Origin of the sequence: Arcobacter pernae (genome assembly GCF_049472135.1) — a bacterium.
Classification (GTDB): Bacteria; Campylobacterota; Campylobacteria; order Campylobacterales; family Arcobacteraceae; genus Arcobacter_B.
In genome coordinates, this window is the sequence record NZ_JBMOVV010000007.1 from 48,231 (window position 1) to 67,278 (window position 19,048).

Here is a 19,048-nt window from a genome sequence, read left to right on the forward strand (position 1 = left end):
AAGATATAATATCAAAACTTTATTTTAAGGCTTCTCATGCAAAAAAAATACCAAAAAATTATTGATAGCTATAAAGATTTTGATAATACTTATAAATATGCCTATATAGGTATTCCAAAAGGTTTTGGAGGCTTAAAGAAACACTACTTTGGAACCTTAGAAAAATTCAAAAAACTATACCCAAATTTTAAAGCTTCAAATAAAATACCAACTGTTTTATTTTTACATGGTTCAGCAGGATTAAACAAAGGAGTAATTTATAGAAAATGGATTGTTGAAAAAGCAAATTTTATTTTCTTTTGTCCTAACTCTTTTAAAGTAAAAAATAGACCAACATATGAAACACCAACAAAACTAAAAAATTATGAGAAAGTTCATAAATTTAGACAAGCAGAAATACACTACAATCTTCAAAAACTACAAAACATAAGTTTTATAGATACAAATAATATCTTTTTAATGGGTAATTCAGAAGGTGGTTTAGCTGCTGCTGCCTTTAAAGGAAAAGAGTTTAAAGGAAGAATAGTAACTGCTTACTCTTGTGAGAACTCATATTATTCAAAAAACTTTGAATTGGGAGCTACTAAGTATGAACCTTTTTTAAATATAATAGGAACACATGATGAATATTTTTCAAATGATGCAAAGCCTACTAAAGATCATGAAGTAGAAGGTCATTGTACTAAAGCTTTAAAAAAATATAAAAATGCAAAGGTTATAATACTTCCACAAACAAAACATGATATTACTACAAATATCTATGTAAAAGATGACATTATAAACTTTCTAAAACTTTGGAGTAAAGAAGCCTAAAGGCTTCTTTTTTATCTTACAAAAACTTGTGCGACATCTTTTGAATATTGTAATTCAGTTGTAATTCCAACACATGAACAGTTAATTTCAGATAAAACATACTTATCAGTTCCATCTTCATTATAATCTAAAATATAATCCATTGTCCATAATAATGGATAGTTTTGACCTCTTAAATATGGTCTTAAAACTTCTAAACCTTCAGTTGTTAAATCAACAACTTCTTTCCATTTAGGTTCACTTGGTGATTCATACTTATATTTTGCACCAGAGAAAAGTGTAGCTGAGAACTGTCCATCTTGTGGCTTTTTATGTACAACAGAAATAGGTTTATCATTTACTAATAAAACTCTAATTTCACCCTCTTTTATTCTTTCTAAATATCTACATCCAACAAAACCAACTTTTCCTTGGAAATACTCAGCATATTCACTATCATCTTCAAAATTCTTCTCAAATTTTGAGATAAATTCATGAATATCATCAAAGAAAAACTTCTCATTATTAACAGCTTCTGTTGAAATAATAGAACCATCATCTTGTTGTCTTACAAGATAAACACCCTCTCCTGTTGAACCATAATTTGTTTTTAAAACTCTGATTCCATGTTTTTGTAAATCTGAAGGAAATTTTGAAGCAAAATCTGGGAAGTTATGGTAGAAATACGACTCGTCATCACCTAAAATAGTACCTTTTAATTTTGCAAGAATATCTTTAAAATCAAGATTTATCATCACATCAGGGTGAGTATGAATCTCAACTCCACTATCACCTAATGCCTTTAAAAATTGGAAATATTCATCTACTTGTTTTAAATTACCTGGGTTAATTCTTGATATAACTGCAAAAGCATTTTGTTTTAAATACTCTAATAGTTGATATTTTTTGTTTGGTTTAAAAAATACAATCTCTGTCTTAAAAGAAGTTGCTTCTTCAATTGCTCTTAAAATTGGTTTTGTATCTGGTCTAAAACCATCAAAACCTTTATCACTACCTTTTTGATACTCAATTATAAAAACTGTATCTGCTTTTTTCATCTACTACTATCCTATTGAAAATATTAGCAGAATAATAAAATTATTTGATTACATTAAAGTTACAATTTTAGAAGGGTAAATATATCTTATCTAGAAGCTCTTCATACTCTAATATGGCTTTTGAATCACATGTGATTCCACCTCCACTTTTATAGTACTGATTATTATTTTTATCTTCTTCAATAAATCTAATCATAACTGAACTATCAAAAGTTTCACCATCATATATACCAAATATACCTGTATAAAAATCTCTTTCATAATCTTCTACTTCATCTAAAAGTTCAACTGTTTTTTTCTTTGGTGTTCCTGTTATTGAACCTGCTGGTAACATTGAAGTAATAATTGTTCCTAGTTTTGATTGCCAATTAGATTCTAAGTGTGCAGAAATTTTTGAGCTTACTTGTAAAAGTTTTTTCTCACCTGCATTTATTTTATCAATATATCTAAACTTTTCAACTCTAACTTTTGAAGCAACAATTCCTAAATCATTTCTCAATAAGTCTACTACCATTGTATGCTCAGCCATTTCTTTTACATCACCTAAGATTTTAGCTTGAGCATTTGGTATTTTTGAGTCAATAGTCCCTTTCATAGGGTAAGTATAAATTTTATTTTTCTTAATTTTTACAAATCTTTCAGGGGAAAAACAAACAAAATTATCATCATCATTTTCATATCTTAATTTAAATTTTGCATTAACTTTTTCATATATTTCATCTAAAGAATAAGCTGTTTTAATCTTAGTTTTAGACGTAAGATTTAAAAGGTATGTATTCCCTTCTTTTATTTGTTTTTGTAAAAAGTTAAACTTTTTTTCATACTCCTCAAAAGAAATAGGATATTTTTCAACTTTTGTTTTGTGTTTTGATTCATTTGTTTTTTGTGAGTTGATTTCAAACTTTATATTATTTGGTAAATCTTTGATTTTCTTACAATAGAATTTTTTGAAATCATATGAGATTACAAAGAAAAATGGCTCGTTTAACGAGCCAAATTTATTAATTTCTTCTTCAATTAGTTTTTTATTCAATTTCTACTTTTTATTGTAAAACAAGTTTTTTAAGTGCAGCCATTCTAATAGCAACACCATTTGTAACTTGTTCTAATACTTTATTTCTAGGGTCTTTTAGCATTTCATCTGAAATATCAACGTTTCTATTTACAGGCCCTGGATGTAATAATAAAATATCTCTATCACCCATCACTTCACTTGTAATACAAAAATCTTTTGCATATTCATTTAAAGATTCAAAATATACTTGATTGTGTCTTTCTAACTGAGTTCTTAAACTCATGATAATATCTACATTATCAATTACGTCATTTAAAGATGTGTAAGTTTTGAAATCATCACCTTCATATCTAAAACACTCAGGAGATACAAAACATACATCTATTCCAAATTTAGGTAATAATCTTTTGTTTGATCCAGCAACTCTTGAAGTTCTTACATCACCAACGATAGCAATACTCTTACCATCAGTCTTTCCTTCAAAATGTTCATAAATAGTAAACATATCTAATAATGCTTGAGTTGGGTGAGCGTGTTTTCCATCACCTGCATTTAAAATAGGACAATCAACAAAATCTTTTAATTTATCAGGAAGTCCACACTCTGAGTGTCTAATAATAACTGCGTCAGGTTTCATTGCATTTATATTTGCAACTGTATCAAAAATAGTTTCACCTTTTGAAGTTGAAGAAGTTCCAACATCAAGTGATACTACCTCAGCACCTAATCTTTTAGCTGCTATTTCAAAAGAACTTCTTGTTCTTGTTGAGTTCTCAAAAAATAGAGTAACTATAATCTTACCTTTTAAAACCTCATTATATTCAAACTTTAAAAATTCTCTTGCGTCGTCAAATAAACTAATAATCTCTTCTTTAGAAAAATCAGAAGTTCTAATCAAATGCTGCATTTTTTCCCTTTAATTTTAGTTTTTATTGTACCCAAAATGTGTTTAAAGAAAAAATAACTTCAGGAAAAATTGTTGTTAATATATGGTTTAAAATTTTTAGCTATAATCTCTTTTAATTTATAAAGTATTTAGGAAAAGAAATGTTAGAACAGTTAGATAAAGATTATGTACTTCAAACATATGCAAGAAACTATGTAAACTTCAAAAAAGGTATTAATGCAACTTTATTTGATGAGAATGATAAAGATTATATAGATTTCACATCAGGAATTGGAGTAGTTTCTGTAGGTCATGGAAATAAAGAAGTAGCAGATGCTATTTATGAGCAAGTAAGTAGAATTACTCATATTTCAAATCTTTATGCTATTGAACCACAAGCAAAGCTAGGTGAAAAAATTGCAAAATTATCAGGTATGGATGTTGCAACATTCTTTGCAAATAGTGGTGCTGAAGCAAATGAAGGTGCTATTAAACTTGCTAGAAAATATGGTGAAACTAAATTTCAAAATAAAAGATTTAAAGTAATTACATTAGAACACTCTTTCCATGGAAGAACTATTACTACTGTAAAAGCAACAGGTCAAAGCTCAATGCATTCACCAAACTTTGCTCCTTATCCAGATGGTTTCTCATTTAACAATAAAATTGAAGATATTTATAACTCTATTGATGAAGAAACAGTAGCTGTTATGATTGAACTTGTTCAAGGTGAAGGTGGAGTTCAACCTTTTGATAAAGAAGAGATTCAAAAATTAGCAAAATATTTAAAGCAAAAAGATATTTTATTAATCATTGATGAAGTTCAAACAGGTGCATTTAGAACTGGTGAGTTTTTAGCTACAAATCTTTATGAAATCCAACCTGACATTATTACAATGGCAAAAGGTTTAGGTGGTGGTGTACCAATTGGTGCTGTTATTACTACTCATAAAGATTTATTTACTTATGGTGACCATGGTTCTACTTTTGGAGGAAACTATTTAAGTACTGCTGCTGCTTTAAAAGTATTAGATATTTTAGATAACTTTAAAGATAGTGGAAAACTTGATGAAACAATTATTTATTTCCAAGATAGATTAAACAAAGTTTATGAAGCTAATAAAGAGATATTTACAGGAAGTGTTGGACTAGGACTTATGAGAGGCCTTAGAGTAAAAGATGCAGATACTCTAGCTTCTATTATCAAAGAATCATTTAATGAAGGTTTATTAGTTTTAAGAGCTGGTAAAAACACACTTAGAATGTTACCTGTTTTAACTATCTCAAAAGAAGAAATAGATGAAGGGTTCAAAAGGCTTGAAAATGCACTTTCTAAAATCAAATAAAATTAAACTACTTTTATGTAGTTTAATTAGTGTAAACCTTTTTGCAAACAGTAATTTTGATGATAATATATTATCAGAGAGTAGAAAAAAGAGTTTTGATTTAGAAAAAGAACAAGCAACACAAGATAGTTCAAAACTTAAAAAAGATTGGATAAACCCTATAACTTTACAATTTAAAAAGAATTTAGGGGATGATTATAAAGGTGAGACATCACTGATTTCTATTAATCAACCAATCTTTCAAAGTGGGGGAATTTATCAAGCTATAAAATATGCTAACTCAACATATAAATATGCAAATCTAGAAATAGAACAACAAAAAAAACTTTTAATAAAAGATGCTTTAAACCTTCTATTTCAAATAAATAAAATTGATTTAAATATTCAAAAAACACAACTTTCTTTAGCCAATGCAAAGATTGATGTTCAAAGAAAAAAAGAGCAAGTTTTAAATGGCTTTTTAGATAGTTCATTTTTAGATAATGCTTTACTTACATTAAATAGTTCAAAACATACATTAGTTGATTTAAAGTATCAAAAACAAGAGCTTATTAATAGTTTTGAAAATATTGCTTCGGGGAAATACACAGATTTTGAACTTCCAAAGTTTGAACTTATTTCAAAAAAAGAGTTTATAGATAAGAATATTGAACTAAAAAAAGCAGAAGCAGTAATTCAAAAAGATAAAAACTATTCACATATGACTATGGCTAGATATTTACCAAGTGTAAATGTATACTATAACTATTCTAAAACACACTACTCTGATGGAAAACCAAATGTTGGACAAACAAATGACCAAACATACGGATTATCTGTTACTATGCCTTTAGATTCAAGAGCATTAAATGATATAGAAAGTAAAAGAATAGAGTATCTAAAATCTAAACTAAATCTAAAAAATAAGATTGATGATGAAAAAAGTTTTTTTAAAACAAAACTTGATAAACTTAGTATGCTAGATGATAGATTAAAGATTACTAGTGAAGATTTAAGCCTATATAACTCTATTTTAGAGATTATAAAAGAAGAAAAAGAAGCTGAAATCAAAACTCAAAGTGACTTTGATACACTTAAAAACTCTAGGGATATTAAACTTTTAGATGCTAAAATCTATAAAATTGATAAACAAATAATTTTACTGGAGCTATACTCTAAAGTTTACTAAAATAAAGGAAGTTTATGAGAAAAATAAACAATATCACTTATTGGATCATAATACTTCCTATCATTGCTGTTTTATTAACTTCTACCATTTTAACTTATGAATTTATCTCTTATGAAAATAAAGAGTTTCAAGAGGAGATAGAACATACTCAAAAAAGACATATTGAAGAAATAAAAGAAAGAATTAAAAATAGAGTTAATAGAACTATAAAATTAATCGAAACACAATCAAAACTACAAACTCTTGAAGAAAAAAACAATATAAAAAATATCGTTAATATTGGATATAAAACTATTAAACAAATCTATTTACAAAATGAGTCTTTAACTAAAGAAGAGATTTTAGAAAAAGTAGTAAAAAGCTTAGATCCTCAACGATTCTATTCAAATGCAAGTGGATACTACTTTATTATAGATTTAAATGATAAAGTAATAATGCAGCCTCAAACTCCTTCTCATGTGGGATTAACTCTATCTGATTTACAGGATAAAGAAGGAAAATATTTTATACAAGAGTTTAATAAAATAGTAAAAGAAAAAAAAGAAGGTTTTACAACTTGGTATTGGGATAAACCACATACAAATAAAATATCTAAAAAACTTGGTTATGTAAAACTCTTTGAACCTCTTGGAATTTATATTGGAACAGCAAGATATGTTGAAGATATTGATAAAAAAATTGAACATCAAATATTAAGAATTATTGACACTATAAAATATGACAAAAACGAGTATCTATTCGTAATGAACGAAAAAGGAACTACATTATCTCATATAAATAAATCTTTTGTTGGTAAAAAATTAGAAACATTATCTAGTATAGAACAAAATGTTGTTAAAAATATATTAGAAAAAGGTTCTGTTGAAGGCGGTTCATTTTTAGGATATACTCCAACAAGTCATAATGTCTCAAAAGAACTTTCTAAAAAAATATCTTTTGTTAAAAAAGTTCCTAAATTCAACTGGGTAATTGGAACAGGACAATATACTACAAAAATAGAAGAACAATTTTTAAAGAAAAAAGCTGATTTAGAAAAAGAAGTAGAAGATGCAAAAAACAAAATCATTGTCATCTCAACAATTATTAGTTTACTTCTAATTGTCATTTTAGTTTTTATTGCAAAAAGAATTGACTCGCAATTTAGAAGATATGAAAAAGAGCTAAAAAAGAACAATGAAGAACTAAAAAGTTTAAATGAGTCTTTAGAAACTAAAGTTAAAGAGCAAGTTTTAAAAATAAGAAAAACAGATGAACTATTAAATCAACAATCAAGATTAGCTTCTATGGGTGAGATGATTGGGAATATTGCCCATCAATGGAGACAGCCTTTATCTACTATAAGCACTATTGCTTCAGGCATAAAACTAGAAGATGAATTAAATCTAATGACAAAAGATAAGATGTACAAAAATCTTGATTTAATTGTTTCAAACACAAAACATTTATCAGATACAATTGAAGATTTTAGAAACTTCTTTAAAAAAGATAAAACAAAAACAAATTTTATATTAAAAAACATAATAGAAAAAGTAATAAACTTAATGTCTGCAAGTTTGAAGAATAAAGATATAAAAATCAAACTTGATATAGATGAAAACATAGAACTTTATACACTTGAAAATGAACTAACACAAGCTATTTTAAATATTTTAAATAACTCCAAAGATGCCCTTCTTGAAAAAGAGTTAGCTTGTAAAATTATAAAAATCAAAGCTTATAAAAAAGAAGAAAAAATATATATTGAAGTTTATGATAATGGTGGGGGAATAAGTGAGAGTATTATTGATAAAATATTTGAGCCTTATTTTACTACAAAATTTCAATCACAAGGTACAGGTATTGGATTATATATGACTAGAACAATTATTGTAGGACATATGAAAGGTAAAATCCAAGCTATGAATACTAACTTAGAGTGTGATGGAAAAGATTATAAAGCAGCTTTAATTCAAATAGTTATAGATGAGTAAAAAGAGCAAAGCTCTTTTTACTCTACTTCTTAAAGTTTAAATAATATTCAATCTCTGATGGAGTTAGAATCTTAATAGTATTTGTACTTCCTGGCATTCCAACTGGATAACCAACAGTTGCTACATAAGTCTCTGTTTTATCTAAGAAACCTTTAGCATCAAGTTCTTTAAGCATTTTTTGGAACATTTTTGAAGCTTGTGCTTCTTTAATTGTACCAATTGGTTTTACACCCCAAATTGCTGTTAAAGATGATAATATCTTCTTTTTATGTGTAAAGGCATAAATTGGCGTTCTAGGTCTATATCTTGACATTTTTACAGCAGATTTCCCTGAACTTGTTAGAGCTAAAATACCTCTTGCGCCTAAATCATCTGCCAACTTTGTTACCGTTGCTTGAATTACATCAAAGTGATCTAAGTAATCAAGTTTATCTTGCTTGTCAAAATTATAAATATCTTCTGTCTTTGCAATAATATTAGTCATTGTTTCAACAACATTTATTGGATCTTCACCAACAGCACTCTCTTCACTTAGCATTACAACATCAGTTCCATCTAATACTGCATTTGCAACATCAGAGATTTCTGCTCTAGTAGCTCTTTCATTATGAGTCATTGATAAAAGCATTTGTGTTGCTGTAATTACAGGCATACCAACACTATTAGCTTTTTTAATAAGCATTTTTTGAATAGTTGGTACATCATAATATGGTACTTCAATTCCTAAGTCCCCTCTTGCAACCATTAATCCATCTGATTCTTCAATAATTTCATCTATATTTTCAACTGCATCAAATTTCTCAATTTTTGCTATTAATTTACCTTTATAACCATCTAAAAGTCTTCTAGCTCTTTTCATGTCTTTTGCATTTTGTACAAAAGAAATAGCAAAGTAATCAACTTGGTTTTCAACACCCCATGCAATATCTTCTTCATCTTTTTTAGTAATTACATCAATATCAATTACAGTATTAGGGAAGTTTACACCTTTTCTAGAAGATAAAATACCATGATTCTCAATCTTAGCTTTTACCTCTTCTCCTGTTTGAATTACTTTTGCTCTAATAGTTCCATCATATAAATAAATATATTCATCAACTTTTACTTTTTCTAATATATCTGGGTAATTAATAGATACTACATATTTTTTATCAGCTTCTTTATAACCAATAATCTCTTCTTTTAAAAATGTAATAACATCATCTCTATGTAGTTCAAAAGGTTCTTTTAAATCTCCAATTCTAACTTTTGGACCTGAGATATCTTGTAAAATACCAACAGTTTTATTTAAGTTTTTCATTGCAGTTCTAATATTATCAATCGTTTCTTTATGATACTCATGACTTCCATGAGAGAAGTTTAATCTAAACATATTTGCACCTGCTTTGATTAATCCTTCAATCACTTCAATACTATGGCTTGATGGCCCTAATGTTGCCAAAATTTTTGTTCTTTTTTCCACAGTTTCTCCTTTTTTTCATCTGGATATTATAGCACAAATATATTACATATTAATTACTATTTTTAACACAATTATTTCACACTACTTATGTTAAAATAAGATAGACTAAAAAATAAAAGGTTTTATCATGAAATATTTTAACTTAAAAACTTTTGTATCATCTATTGCTGCTGTTGCATTACTTTCTGGATGTACATCAGGTTCAACAGGAAACCAAACAATTGACAATAATCAAAGAGCAATCATAGGTACAACAATTGGTGCAATAGCAGGTATTGCTTTAGGAAATAATGTTGGTGGTGGAAGTAAAAGCAGAAACAAAACAATTGGTGCTTTAGCAGGTGCAGCAATTGGTGGATATATTGGCTATAGAATGGATCAACAAGCAAAAGAAGTTGCAGATAGTTTAAATACAACAGTAAATAATGACCCAAATGCTGTTTTAGACCCTAGCCAAGATTTAATTGTATCTCATACAGATAGCTATGTTAAAATCATGTTTAGAGATGATATGATGTTTGCTACAAACTCAGCAACCCCAACATCAAGTGCAAATTATAAAATAGCAAAAGTTAATAGTGTTTTACAAAAATACCCTAATACAATTGTTCAAGTTGTAGGACATACTGATAGTAGAGGAAGTTATGAATACAACAAAACACTTTCTGAAAAAAGAGCTTCAAATGTAGGAAATACTATTTATAGTTCTGGTATAAAAAATCAGATTTTCTCAAAAGGTTGTTCTTATGATAAACCAGTAGCACCAAATACAAATGAAACAAATATGGCATTAAATAGAAGAGTTGAAGTTTATCTTTATGCAAATGCAAATGCTGTAATTGATACTTGTAGATAGAAGATTTTCTCTTCTATTTACAATAATTTCTTCTTCAAATAAACTTTTAGATACAATTGCTCCATGATAAGATTTAATGATTATTTTAATGATTGGCTATATGGAAATGATGGCTATTACTCAAACTATAAAGAGATAGGAAAAGAAGGTGACTTTTTCACATCTGTTTCTACAAGCTGTTTTTTTGGTGGTTCTATTGCAAAAAAATTAATTGATTCAATTGAGAAAAATGTAGTTCCTAAAAATACAACCTTACTTGAAATAGGTGCTCACCATGGATACTTGCTTGCAGATATAATTCAGTTTATTTATACTTTAAAACCTGAACTTTTAGATAGTTTAAACTTTGCTATAGTTGAAAGATTTGAGAATCTTCAAATACAACAAAAAAACTATATAGAAGAATCATTTGGAGATAAAATAAATCTAAAACATTACAATGATATAAGTGAAGTAAAACTTGATAATGCATTTATAGTTGCAAATGAGATTTTTGATGCTTTTGCCTGTGATTTAGTATATACAAATAAAGATGGTGTTTTACAAAATGCTTATGTAAATGAACATAAAATTGAATTCAAAGATTGTGAAGATACAAAACTAATTGAGCACTGTAAAAAATATAGTATTGAAAAAGGTGAAGTTTGTTTAGACTATGAAGAGTTTGTAAAAATATTATGTAACAATATAAACTCTTTTGAATTCGTAACATTTGATTATGGAGACAGATATCCAAGAAATGATTTTTCTGCAAGAGTCTATAAAAAGCATAATGTCTATCCTATTTTTGATGAGGAAATAGACTTAAAAAAATTATTTAAAAAAAGTGACATCACTTATGATGTACATTTTAACTATCTAAAAGAGCTTTTTGAAGAACAAAATGTAAAAAGTGCAAAGTTTAGCACTCAACTTAAATCACTAGTTGATTTTGGTATATTAGATTTACTTGAAATACTTAAGATAAATGTTGATGAAAACACTTATCTAAGAGAAACACAAAAAGTAAAAATGTTACTAGAACCAACAGGAATGGGTGATAGATTTAAGACATTAAATATAATAAAATAGATTATATTCTATTTTATTATGTCAATTAGTTACAATTTTTATTCGTTGATACTTTTTTTCACATATTTTAAATCTTGTAAATTATAATTTGTTATAATTTCGTATGAAAACCTACAACTTTAAACTAGATAAGAGTTTTTCCAAAGAAGAGATTAACTTAAAAACTTTCCAAAATCATAAAAATATTTTAGTCCAAATTTTTTGTGGGCAAGATAAAAAGCTCTTTCAAGAGCTTTTAGATTATATAAAAGAAGAACTTCCAAATGCTGTTTGTATAGGAACAACTTCAGATGGAGAGATTTTTGAAAAAGAAGTTGTAACAAAATCTACAGTAGTTTCTATTTCTGTATTTGAACACACATCAATAAAATCTAGTTTTAGTGAAGAAGAAGACTCATATGAAAAAGGTGTTCAATTAGCAAAAAATATTTTTACTCCAAATAGTAAACTTCTAATACTTTTTACAAACTCTTTAAATATGAATGCAGAAGAGTTTTTAAAAGGTGTAAATAGTATTACAAAAAATGTAATCGTTTGTGGAGGAATGGCTGCTGATAATGGTAAATATAAAAATACTTATATTTCTCATAAGAATAAGATTCTTCAAAACTCTGCTGTTGGGGTATCTTTAAACTCTGATATCTTAGAAGTAAAAAATGATTTTAGATTTAACTGGTCTAGTATTGGAATTGAACATGAAATTACTAAAGCTGTTGATAATAAAATCTATGAAATAAACAATCTAAAAGTATGTAAGTTTTATAAAAGATATTTAGGAGATGAGATTTTAGAATCACTTCCTGAGAGTGCAACTACATTTCCAATACTACTAAAGAAAAATAAGAGTTTTCATGCAAGAGCCTTAGTTAAAATAAATGAAGATGGAAGTTTTCAATACACTGGAAATTTTAAAAACAAAGATAAAATAAAATTTGGTTTTGGTAATGCTGAAGTTATTCTAAAAAAGCCAATTATTACAAACAAAAAAAAGTTTTTAAACAGTGAGAGTTTTTTTATATACTCTTGTTTAGCAAGAAGAAGATACATGCCTAATCTTATTTTCCAAGAGAGTGAAGCATACTCTGATATTGCTAATACAAGTGGTTTTTTTGCCAATGGAGAGTTTTTTTATAAAGATGGGGAAGCACAACTTTTAAATCAAACTTTTACAGTTATTTCACTTAGTGAATCTACAAATGAAAATAAAAAAGATTTACATAATAAAAAAGATGAAAATAAACAAGATGATTTTTATACAAGAAATATCAAGACTTTAACTCACTTAATAGAAGAGTCTTCAAAAGATTATGATGAACAATCAAAAAAGCTTGAAGTTGAAAAGTTTAATTCACAAATGCTTTTAACTTCACAAAAAATATTTTTAAGACATGCTGTGCATGAAACAAATACTCCATTATCAGTAATAATGAGTAATATTGAACTTTTTGAGATGCAGTATGGAAAAAACAACTATTTATCTACTATTGAAGTTGCCTTAAAAAACATCTTCAATATCTATGATGATTTAAGTTATCTTGTAAAAAAAGATCAGGTTTTATATCCTAAAAAGAAAATTGATATAGTTGATTTTATTCGGTCAAGAATTGATTTCTTTAGTCAATCGGCAAATCAAATTGGCTCTGAAATCAAGTTTTTTAGTGAAAAAAATTCAATAGTTTTTGAATTTAATGAAACAAAACTTCAAAGAATAGTTGATAACAATCTAACAAATGCAATAAAATATACAGAAGAAAACTCTGATATATATATTACATTAAAAAAAGAGAATAGAAACTATGCTTTAACTATTTCAAGTTGTTCTCAATATATACAATACCCTGAAAATATCTTTAAAGAGTATTATAGAGAGACTTCAACTAAAAAAGGATTTGGATTAGGACTAAGTTTAGTCAAAAGAATTTGTGATGAAGAAAATATAGAAATTAAAATAGATTCAAATGAATACTTTACTTCATTTAGATACCTATTTAAAGAAAGAGAAATTATATGAGAATTTTATTATTAGAAGATGATGTGATGCTAAACAGAGCAATTACTGAGTTTTTACAATCAAGAAAATTTGAAGTAAGAACTGCAAGAGATGGAAATAATTGTCTTAGAATATTAGAATTAGAAGAGTTTGATCTACTTATTTTAGATATTAATGTTCCAGATATTAATGGTTTTGAGATTTTAGAGTTTTTACATAAAAAAAATAAAGTTGTTCCAACTATTTATATTTCTGCTTTAATTGATATTGAAGATATCTCAAGAGCTTTTGAACTTGGTTGTTATGATTATTTAAAAAAACCTTTCCACTTAAAAGAGCTTTCATTAAGAATTGATAAGATTGCTCAATCAAAAATGTTACCACAAAAGGATAAAAAACTATCAGATTCTTATAGTTTTAACCCAAATACTTTAACTCTTTTGTATAATAACGAAGTTCAAAGTCTTACAAAAAGACAAATACAAATTATTCAACTTCTAACAAAGTTTAAAAACTCTGTTGTCAACTATGATATGTTTAGAGAGTTTGTATGGAATGATGAAATTGATAATGCAACTATCAGAGCAGAAGTTAATAGAGTAAAAAAAGCTTTAAAAGAGGACTTTATTACTAATGTTAGAGGCGTTGGATATATGATTGAATATGAAAAAGAGAAGGTTTAAATATGACTTTAATTATTAACGGTGAAACAAAAGATTTTGATGAGAATTCAACACTTCAAGATATTATTACATCATTAAAAATCGAAGATAAAGTTATGGCAGCAGCTGTAAATATGGAGATTGTAAAAAAAGACAATTGGAATACTTGTACTCCAAAAGAGAATGATAAAATCGAATTACTACAATTTGTTGGTGGTGGTTGATTTTTCATGAGTAGGCAAAAAGGAGATTTTGCAGAAAAAAAAGCTATTTCTTTTTTAGAAGAAAAGGGCTTTTGTATTATAGAGCAAAACTTCTATGCTAAAAAACTAGGAGAAATAGATATTATTTGTAAGAAAGATAATATCTATCACTTCTGTGAAGTTAAATCTGCACCTGATTATGAAACTGCAATAAACAATATACATAAAAATAAACTCTCAAAACTAAAAAGAAGTATAAACTACTATATCCAAACAAAAAATATAAATCCAACATTTTGTATTGATGCAATAATTGTATGTGACGAAGAGATTGAGCATTTAGAAAATATTACTTTGTAAAAAAAGTAAACAGTTTTATCTTGTAAAAAAAATATACTTTAGGATAAAATATATACATGGAATCAATACTATTTATACTATTTTTATCACTGGCTATTTCATCAATTTTAAATATCATTTTAAAAAAATATGAAATTTCTCATATTATTGGCTATATAATCACAGGGATTATAATAACATCAATTTTTAACTTAAGTAAAAACCATAATTTAGATGCACTAAATCTAATTGCAGAATTTGGTATAGTATTTTTAATGTTTACTATTGGTTTAGAGATGTCAGTTAATAAACTAAAAAAAATCAAAGAACTTTTATTTGTGAATGGTTTTTTTCAAGTTGCAGTTAGTGCCTTACTTATTTTTTCAATTGCAAAACTTGTATTCTCTATAGATACAGTCTCAGCAATTATCGTTTCATTAGCTTTTTCTTTATCATCAACAGCTATTGTTTTAACATATCTAAAACAATCAAAAGACATCTATACGCCATATGGAGAGAAATCAACAGCAATTCTCATATTTCAAGATTTAGCTGTAATTCCTATACTTTTACTAATAAGTTTTTTATCAAATGATACTTTAGAGTTACAAGATATTATTATAAAAACAACTTTTGCAGCAATTGCTATTATAGTTTTTATGTTTACAATAGGTAAAAAAATTGTAAATTGGCTACTTCAATTCTCAACAAAAGCAAGACTTGAAGAGCTATTTATTGGCTCAGTTTTATCAATAGTATTTGGAGCGTCTATTTTAGCCCACGAGTTAGGATTTACATATTCATTAGGTGCATTTATTGCAGGTATGATTATAGCTGAAACAAAATATCATATAAAAGTTGAGTCTGATATTGCTTCATATAAAGACTTACTTTTAGGTACATTTTTCTTTACTGTTGGAACAAAAATAGATTTACTATATCTTTTTGAAAATATAGTATATATAATTTTAATTTTTGCAGGAATTCTTCTTTTAAAAGCATTAGTAATTTATTTCTTAATTAGAAGAAAATCCAATAAAAATGATTCAGTAAAAGCAGCTCTTGCTTTATGTCAAATAGGTGAGTTTTCATTTGCTGTTTTTGCACTAGCTTCATCAAATGGTATTCTTGATGAGAATCTAAGTAAATTTCTAATCTTAGTTACTGTTTTATCAATGGTTATAACACCATTTATCGTAAACAATATCTATAAAATAGCTTCATTTTTTGCTGTTGAATATTTTGAATCAGATAAAATTACACCAATTAATAAAAAGAACCATACTATTGTTTGTGGTTACTCAAATCTAGGAAGAAGAGTTGCAAGTAAATTAAAAGATAGAGACATTCCATTTGTAATAATCTCAGATAACTTAAGACACGTACTAAGTGCTAGAGAAAATGGTCATATGGCATATTTTGGACACTTAGAAAAAGTTCCTGTTTTAGAATCTCTAAAAGCAGATGAAGCTTCAAGTATTATTATTACTTTAGATAATGTAGTAAAAAAAAGATTAATTTGTGATTCAATTCTTAAATATAAAAGTGATGCAAATATAGTTATTAAAATTAATAGCTTTAATGAGAAAAATGAGTTTGAAGATTTAAATATATCTAACTTTGTTCATGCTCATAATAAAATTGCATCATTATTAGTAAAAAAGAGTTTATAAGGCTTATTTGCCTTTAAACTCTTTACTATTTGTATCTTCTACGACTCTTAATGCTATTTGATTAGTTTGCTCAGCAATTGTTTTTGTTTCTGTTGCAACAGAAGCATTTTGTTGTGTTTGTCTATCTAACATATTGATTGCATCATTGATTTGTTCAACTCCAGTTTGTTGTTCACTTGAAGCAGAAGCCACATCTTTTATAAGTTCAATAGTTTCAGTAATACTCTCATTTAAATCTGAATATCCCTTAATCATATTTTCTGAAATTTGTTTTCCTTCATTTGCTTTAGATGTTGCATTTTCAACAATTGATTTTATCTCATTAGCAGCTTCAGCACTTCTACTTGCTAGGTTTCTAACTTCTTGAGCAACTACGGCAAACCCTTTTCCTGCTTCACCTGCTGTTGCTGCTTCAACTGCTGCGTTTAAAGAAAGAATATTCGTTTGAAAAGCAATTTGATCAATTACTAAAATAGCCTCACTAATTGATTGTACTTGTTCATTTATCTCTTCCATTGCTGTTGTAGTACTTGAAGCTAAGTTCTCACCATCACTTACTGATTTTGTAAGTTGATTTGTTTTACTGCTCATTTCATTTATTTTTTGAGTATTTGTAGCAACTAAACTAGTAATCTCTTCTAATGCTGCAGCTGTTTCTTCTAAAGATGCTGCGGCTTCATTTGAGCTTGTATTTAAAGACTCAACATTTCCTAGAAGTTTTTCTGAACCATTTTGTAAAATTAGTCCGTTTTTCTTATTATCAACTAACATTTCTGTTATTGAGTCACCTAAATTATTAATTCCATCAATTAGTTTAGATAACTCTCCTTTTAAATCTTTTTTATCAACTTGGTGTAAATAGTTATAGTTTGTATACTCATTTAAAACTGCAAGGATATTATTTATGTTTCCATCAAGGTTTATAAGCATTGTATTAATTAACTCTTTTAAATCATTTAAACCTTTATTTGATGAACTTAGATTAATTCTTTGTGATAAATCACCAGAATTTACACTATTAATTACTCTACTTGCATCATTTATTAAACTCTTTTCTTCTTCTATACTTTTCTTAGTTAATTCAATATTTTCATTTACTGCTTGAGCCATTGAACCTATTTCATCATTTGAACTAATTTTTAAAAGTTCAATTTTGTCTGTTTTTTTATTTACATAGTTGAAGAAATTAAGTAAAGATGATTGGAAACCTTGTAAAGGTTTTAATACTAGACTATTAAAGAAATATAGTGTAACTAAAGCAACAATTATAATAATAACTAAAGATAAAATTGAAATAATATTTCTTAGTTCATATGCAGGAGATAAAGCCTCTTCTTCATCAATTTCAGCAACAATTGCCCATTTTACTGTATCAAAAATATTTATTGTTGAAGAGATACTTAATACATCTATTCCTCTATAATCTGTAACTATATCTCTATAATCATTATTTGATAAGGCACTTTGAACAGAAGCTGTTTTTACTTCCCATACACCAATAGTACTTCCTAAGCTCTGTACTACCTCATCTTTTATATCTTTAACAAACCTTGAGTTATTTCTCATTTTATAATCACTACCAACTAGATATACTTCACCACTTTCACCTAATCCAGCTTTTTTAAACTTATTATCAAAGTTCATAATATCATTTATTTTATCAACTGGCATTTGGAAAATTAAAACACCTTTTTTCTCATTTTCAATATATATTGGTGTTGCAATAAAAGAAGCTGCTGAGTTATAACTTGGTTCATAAGGAGCAAAATCATCAAAAGCTAATTGTCCCTTTGATAAACCTAATGCTTTTTTATAAGCTTTTGCAATTCCAGTATTTGAGTAAACACCTGATTTTAGATTTGTTGCAAAATCTTTTTCTTTAAAGTCTGTATAGATTAAATTTCCTTGTAAATCAACCATAAAAATATCATATAAAGAGAATTCATTTAAATACTTATCAAATGTTAAATGATATTTCTTATGAGCCTTCATATATGAAGATTCAAAAGATGCATCATATACAAGACCATTTTTTTCACCAAGCTTTTCTTTATTATTTGTAATAAAAATATATTGAGCAATTAAAGCATCATTTATAGAAGGTAAATAAGAAGATATATCTTTTCTGCTTTGAGAATTTGGAACTTCATAGTTAACACTATCTAAATAGTTTTTATTAAAATCTCTTTTTAAAGACTCCTTTACCATTGATATATCAATATCAATTTCACTACTTAATTTATAGAATCCATCTTCAAAATCAAGAAATGCTTCTTGTGTAGATTTTGTATTTGCTAGTGAAACTAGTAAAGATTTAAGTGAATCAAAATAGTTATTAACTTCACTTGCCTTTGTAGTTTCTATTGATCTTAATTTATTATATTCTGCTTCAAGTAAGGCTTCTGTAGATTTATTTACTGCTAATAATGTAATAAAAACACCTAATATAAGTAAGCCTATAACCGTAACTAAAGTAAGTTTTATTTTAATAGACATGTTGCTAAACATTTGTTCTCCTTTTAATGCAGTATTTTATCTACATATTCTATCACAAAAG

General features: G+C 26.8%; 16 protein-coding genes. 11 read left to right on the plus strand and 5 right to left on the minus strand.

Going from position 1 to position 19,048, the window contains the following annotated elements; translation table 11 throughout:
- The first annotated feature begins 36 nt into the window (after window positions 1-36).
- Window positions 37-813, plus strand: coding sequence for a hypothetical protein (locus ACH5BF_RS09240; RefSeq protein ID WP_423273945.1), 777 nt, complete (start codon window positions 37-39; stop codon window positions 811-813).
- A gap of 11 nt (window positions 814-824) precedes the next feature.
- Here the strand turns inward: ACH5BF_RS09240 and ACH5BF_RS09245 are convergent, their stop codons facing one another.
- From ACH5BF_RS09245 to ACH5BF_RS09255, 3 genes are all read right to left on the minus strand, one after another.
- Window positions 825-1,850 carry a Cj0069 family protein gene (locus tag ACH5BF_RS09245; protein ID WP_423273947.1) on the minus strand — a complete coding sequence of 342 codons (1,026 nt, stop codon included), beginning with the start codon at window positions 1,848-1,850 and terminating at the stop codon, window positions 825-827.
- A gap of 67 nt (window positions 1,851-1,917) precedes the next feature.
- The gene (locus ACH5BF_RS09250; RefSeq protein WP_423273949.1) at window positions 1,918-2,883 is read right to left on the minus strand and encodes an aminodeoxychorismate synthase component I; all 966 of its coding nucleotides are present in this window, start codon (window positions 2,881-2,883) and stop codon (window positions 1,918-1,920) included.
- A gap of 10 nt (window positions 2,884-2,893) precedes the next feature.
- Window positions 2,894-3,772, minus strand: coding sequence for an aspartate carbamoyltransferase catalytic subunit (locus ACH5BF_RS09255; RefSeq protein WP_423273951.1), 879 nt, complete (start codon window positions 3,770-3,772; stop codon window positions 2,894-2,896).
- Window positions 3,773-3,912: 140 nt separating this feature from the next.
- Between ACH5BF_RS09255 and ACH5BF_RS09260 the strand changes: the two genes are divergently transcribed.
- From ACH5BF_RS09260 to ACH5BF_RS09270, 3 genes are read left to right on the plus strand one after another with little or no spacing between them, the layout of a single operon-like run.
- Window positions 3,913-5,097: an aspartate aminotransferase family protein gene (locus tag ACH5BF_RS09260; RefSeq protein ID WP_423273953.1), complete on the plus strand. Its 1,185-nt coding sequence runs from the start codon at window positions 3,913-3,915 to the stop codon at window positions 5,095-5,097.
- Window positions 5,075-6,265, plus strand: a complete 1,191-nt coding sequence (locus ACH5BF_RS09265) for a TolC family protein (protein ID WP_423273954.1) — start codon at window positions 5,075-5,077, stop codon at window positions 6,263-6,265. The genes ACH5BF_RS09260 and ACH5BF_RS09265 overlap by 23 nt, the downstream gene beginning before the upstream one ends.
- 14 nt (window positions 6,266-6,279) lie before the next feature.
- Window positions 6,280-8,235, plus strand: a complete 1,956-nt coding sequence (locus tag ACH5BF_RS09270; protein ID WP_423273956.1) for a sensor histidine kinase — start codon at window positions 6,280-6,282, stop codon at window positions 8,233-8,235.
- Window positions 8,236-8,257: 22 nt separating this feature from the next.
- Here the strand turns inward: ACH5BF_RS09270 and pyk are convergent, their stop codons facing one another.
- The gene (pyk, locus tag ACH5BF_RS09275; RefSeq protein ID WP_423273958.1) at window positions 8,258-9,697 is read right to left on the minus strand and encodes a pyruvate kinase; all 1,440 of its coding nucleotides are present in this window, start codon (window positions 9,695-9,697) and stop codon (window positions 8,258-8,260) included.
- 127 nt (window positions 9,698-9,824) lie between these two features.
- Here pyk and ACH5BF_RS09280 point away from each other — a divergent pair, with 127 nt between their 5' ends.
- From ACH5BF_RS09280 to ACH5BF_RS09310, 7 genes are all read left to right on the plus strand, one after another.
- Complete coding sequence (locus tag ACH5BF_RS09280) at window positions 9,825-10,553, plus strand: OmpA family protein (RefSeq protein ID WP_423273960.1); 729 nt, start codon at window positions 9,825-9,827, stop codon at window positions 10,551-10,553.
- A gap of 63 nt (window positions 10,554-10,616) precedes the next feature.
- Window positions 10,617-11,624, plus strand: coding sequence for an SAM-dependent methyltransferase (locus ACH5BF_RS09285; protein WP_423273962.1), 1,008 nt, complete (start codon window positions 10,617-10,619; stop codon window positions 11,622-11,624).
- A gap of 103 nt (window positions 11,625-11,727) precedes the next feature.
- Complete coding sequence (locus ACH5BF_RS09290; RefSeq protein WP_423273963.1) at window positions 11,728-13,635, plus strand: FIST N-terminal domain-containing protein; 1,908 nt, start codon at window positions 11,728-11,730, stop codon at window positions 13,633-13,635.
- On the plus strand, window positions 13,632-14,297 hold the full coding sequence (locus tag ACH5BF_RS09295) for a response regulator transcription factor (RefSeq protein ID WP_423273965.1): 666 nt from the start codon (window positions 13,632-13,634) through the stop codon (window positions 14,295-14,297). Before ACH5BF_RS09290 ends, ACH5BF_RS09295 begins: the two co-directional genes overlap by 4 nt.
- A gap of 2 nt (window positions 14,298-14,299) precedes the next feature.
- Window positions 14,300-14,500, plus strand: a complete 201-nt coding sequence (gene thiS / locus ACH5BF_RS09300) for a sulfur carrier protein ThiS (RefSeq protein WP_423273967.1) — start codon at window positions 14,300-14,302, stop codon at window positions 14,498-14,500.
- Window positions 14,501-14,506: 6 nt separating this feature from the next.
- A complete protein-coding gene (locus ACH5BF_RS09305) occupies window positions 14,507-14,839 on the plus strand; it encodes a YraN family protein (RefSeq protein WP_423273968.1) in 333 nt (110 codons plus the stop codon).
- A gap of 56 nt (window positions 14,840-14,895) precedes the next feature.
- A complete protein-coding gene (locus ACH5BF_RS09310) occupies window positions 14,896-16,491 on the plus strand; it encodes a cation:proton antiporter domain-containing protein (RefSeq protein ID WP_423273969.1) in 1,596 nt (531 codons plus the stop codon).
- 3 nt (window positions 16,492-16,494) lie between these two features.
- Here ACH5BF_RS09310 and ACH5BF_RS09315 read toward each other — a convergent pair whose 3' ends face one another.
- A complete protein-coding gene (locus ACH5BF_RS09315; RefSeq protein ID WP_423273970.1) occupies window positions 16,495-18,999 on the minus strand; it encodes a methyl-accepting chemotaxis protein in 2,505 nt (834 codons plus the stop codon).
- Between the last annotated feature and the right edge of the window lie 49 nt (window positions 19,000-19,048).

Bases quoted from the DNA above. Each gene is read 5' to 3' on its own strand.
- ACH5BF_RS09240 (WP_423273945.1), top strand. From the start codon at position 37: ATGCAAAAAAAATACCAAAAAATTATTGATAGCTATAAAGATTTTGAT.
- ACH5BF_RS09245 (WP_423273947.1), bottom strand. From the start codon at position 1,850: ATGAAAAAAGCAGATACAGTTTTTATAATTGAGTATCAAAAAGGTAGT.
- ACH5BF_RS09255 (WP_423273951.1), bottom strand. From the start codon at position 3,772: ATGCAGCATTTGATTAGAACTTCTGATTTTTCTAAAGAAGAGATTATT.
- ACH5BF_RS09260 (WP_423273953.1), top strand. From the start codon at position 3,913: ATGTTAGAACAGTTAGATAAAGATTATGTACTTCAAACATATGCAAGA.
- ACH5BF_RS09265 (WP_423273954.1), top strand. From the start codon at position 5,075: ATGCACTTTCTAAAATCAAATAAAATTAAACTACTTTTATGTAGTTTA.
- ACH5BF_RS09270 (WP_423273956.1), top strand. From the start codon at position 6,280: ATGAGAAAAATAAACAATATCACTTATTGGATCATAATACTTCCTATC.
- ACH5BF_RS09280 (WP_423273960.1), top strand. From the start codon at position 9,825: ATGAAATATTTTAACTTAAAAACTTTTGTATCATCTATTGCTGCTGTT.
- ACH5BF_RS09285 (WP_423273962.1), top strand. From the start codon at position 10,617: ATGATAAGATTTAATGATTATTTTAATGATTGGCTATATGGAAATGAT.
- ACH5BF_RS09290 (WP_423273963.1), top strand. From the start codon at position 11,728: ATGAAAACCTACAACTTTAAACTAGATAAGAGTTTTTCCAAAGAAGAG.
- ACH5BF_RS09295 (WP_423273965.1), top strand. From the start codon at position 13,632: ATGAGAATTTTATTATTAGAAGATGATGTGATGCTAAACAGAGCAATT.
- thiS (WP_423273967.1), top strand. From the start codon at position 14,300: ATGACTTTAATTATTAACGGTGAAACAAAAGATTTTGATGAGAATTCA.
- ACH5BF_RS09305 (WP_423273968.1), top strand. From the start codon at position 14,507: ATGAGTAGGCAAAAAGGAGATTTTGCAGAAAAAAAAGCTATTTCTTTT.
- ACH5BF_RS09310 (WP_423273969.1), top strand. From the start codon at position 14,896: ATGGAATCAATACTATTTATACTATTTTTATCACTGGCTATTTCATCA.
- ACH5BF_RS09315 (WP_423273970.1), bottom strand. From the start codon at position 18,999: ATGTTTAGCAACATGTCTATTAAAATAAAACTTACTTTAGTTACGGTT.